Source organism: Phytobacter massiliensis JC163, assembly GCF_000321045.1.
GTDB lineage: Bacteria > Pseudomonadota > Gammaproteobacteria > Enterobacterales > Enterobacteriaceae > Phytobacter_A > Phytobacter_A massiliensis.
Map to the genome: position 1 here is coordinate 10,546 of NZ_HE578952.1, position 2,220 is coordinate 12,765.

Genomic DNA, 2,220 nt, shown 5'->3' on the forward strand with positions numbered 1-2,220 from the left:
GGAGCCCATGGCCGCACTGACTTTCAGAATGAGCAGGAGATAGACTATAAACAGGGCACCAAAGATATCCAGTCCGACAGATCCGCCCACATACATACAAAGGTGGGTACGGAATGTTTTCAGTTTGAAAGTGGACAGCATCTCCTTATAGAGCCCGACCATCGATTTGAATAAATTTTCTTCTCGTTTAACTTCGGGAAGATTTTCTCTTTCCCAGGTTCCCTTATAAACAAATATCCAGGGAATTGCACAGATGACAGCAAAAACAATCCCGGTGATCAGAAAAGCATGTTCTTTGTTCGGAACAGCATTCAGTATCTGACCCGGAATAAATGCCGCCATGAAAGAGCCCACCTGAGCGAACATCATCCGGGTTCCTGACATTTTAGAGCGAACGTCATAATCCGATGTCATTTCAGAAGGCAGGGTATCATAAGGTACCATCAGCAACGTAAGTACCGTCGAAAAGAGCATGTAGGTCAGAAGGTAATACAGGAACCCGAAACCGGAAATCCAGATTAAGGCAAAGGTCAGCACCAGCGGGCCACAGAAAAGGAAGAATACCTTCCGACGGCCCCAGCGGGTTCTGACGTGGTCAGTAAAATAACCGGTGATAGGATCGGTTACTGCGTCCCAAAACTTAGCGATAGCAAAAATAATCCCCGCCTGTGCAGCGGATAAACCGGCAACCTCTGTATAAAAGAAGAATAACCACAGGCCTATAACGGTCTGTGTTCCTCCGCCGAATAAATCACCGGACCCCCAGCATAGCATGTTCCGGAATTTGACCTGACGTGAAACGGGCATTTAACACCTCTATATATTCTAGTATGGTAGAATCGGTATGCTCATAATAATCAGTGGTATCGATTACATCCGTCGTTAAGATCACACTTCAGGCAACGAAAATCACAAACAAATGATAAATATGATCTTTTTATGAAGATCTTTTTTAGAAAATGTGATGTAAATCATTTTATTTTCATTTCCATTTAAAAAAATGGAATTTTACTGCCCCAGTAAACAATGCTAGTATTCTATTGATATTTATAGGTATTTTACTGATTCTTCTGATAGCCAAAAAATGTGACCTGACACAGGAATGTAATCGCTTCCACATGATAGTATTGCCATACTAGTAAACATACCTGTGTCCATTTGAACACTACGGTATGGTGTTTACGGTTCAACAAATTTTAAAAGAGGTCATTATGCTTTCTGAAACTGTATTTCTGTTAACGCCTGACACGGAAATCATTCTCAATGGCGACATGCCGACGGTGTCTTATGCCAGGCAATGGTTGCTACGCGACCTGAAAGCGGTTATCAGTTCCCCGGATACCACCGATATAAGTGGCCGTATCGTTGTTGAACTGACAGATTCAGGTAATCCCGAAGCATGGTCTGTAACCTTCCCGGCCCCCGGTACGTTGTTAATCTCAGCGTCTGATGAACTGGGCGCCATCTATGCACTGCTCGATATCAGCTCCCGGTGGTTGAAGATCGATCCGTTCTGGTTCTGGCATGAAAACCTTGCCTCAACATGTCCGGTTAAAATACCCGTAATTCCTTACAGCGCCGTTCCCTCCCGGATCCGCTACCGTGGCTGGTTTATAAATGATGAGGTACTGCTGGAAGGGTGGCCATGTCCGGATAAATGGGAAAGAGCGCTGGAAACCTTGCTTCGTTGCGGGGGCAATGTAGTCATCCCCGGAACAGACATCAACAGCCACCGCAATAGAGCGCTTGCCTTACAACTTGGGCTTCAGATTACACATCACCACGCAGAACCCCTGGGTGCCGAAATGTTTTGCCGGGTCTGGCCGGATGCCAGAATGCAGTGGCCGGAAAGCCAGCCTTTGTTTGAAAAGATTTGGTCTGACGCCATTGAAAGGCAAAAGGACAGAAAAATCATATGGACGCTTGGTTTTCGTGGTCAGGGCGATCGTCCTTTCTGGGAAGATGATCCAAGGTATGCTGATGAAGCTGGCAGGGGCAAAGTGATCAGCGAAATCATCGCCCTGCAGTTTAAAATGGTCAGGAACGCCATCCCTGATGCTGTATGTTGTACCAACCTCTATGGGGAAGTCCTGGAGTTATACCAGAAAGGACTGATTGATATTCCTGAATCCGTTATCAGGATCTGGGCTGATAACGGTTTTGGTAAAATGGTTTCCCGCCGACAGTGGAATCATAACCCCCGTCTGTATTCACTGCCGG

2 protein-coding genes are annotated in these 2,220 nt (G+C 45.9%); one reads left to right on the forward strand and one right to left on the reverse strand.

What is annotated here, in order from left to right; genetic code table 11:
- On the reverse strand, positions 1-807 hold an 807-nt coding region (locus ENTHG_RS23090), incomplete at its 3' end, for an MFS transporter (RefSeq protein ID WP_044185808.1).
- A gap of 404 nt (positions 808-1,211) precedes the next feature.
- Here ENTHG_RS23090 and ENTHG_RS23095 point away from each other — a divergent pair.
- A partial coding sequence (locus tag ENTHG_RS23095; RefSeq protein ID WP_187371658.1) for a glycosyl hydrolase 115 family protein occupies positions 1,212-2,220 on the forward strand: 1,009 nt, incomplete at its 3' end.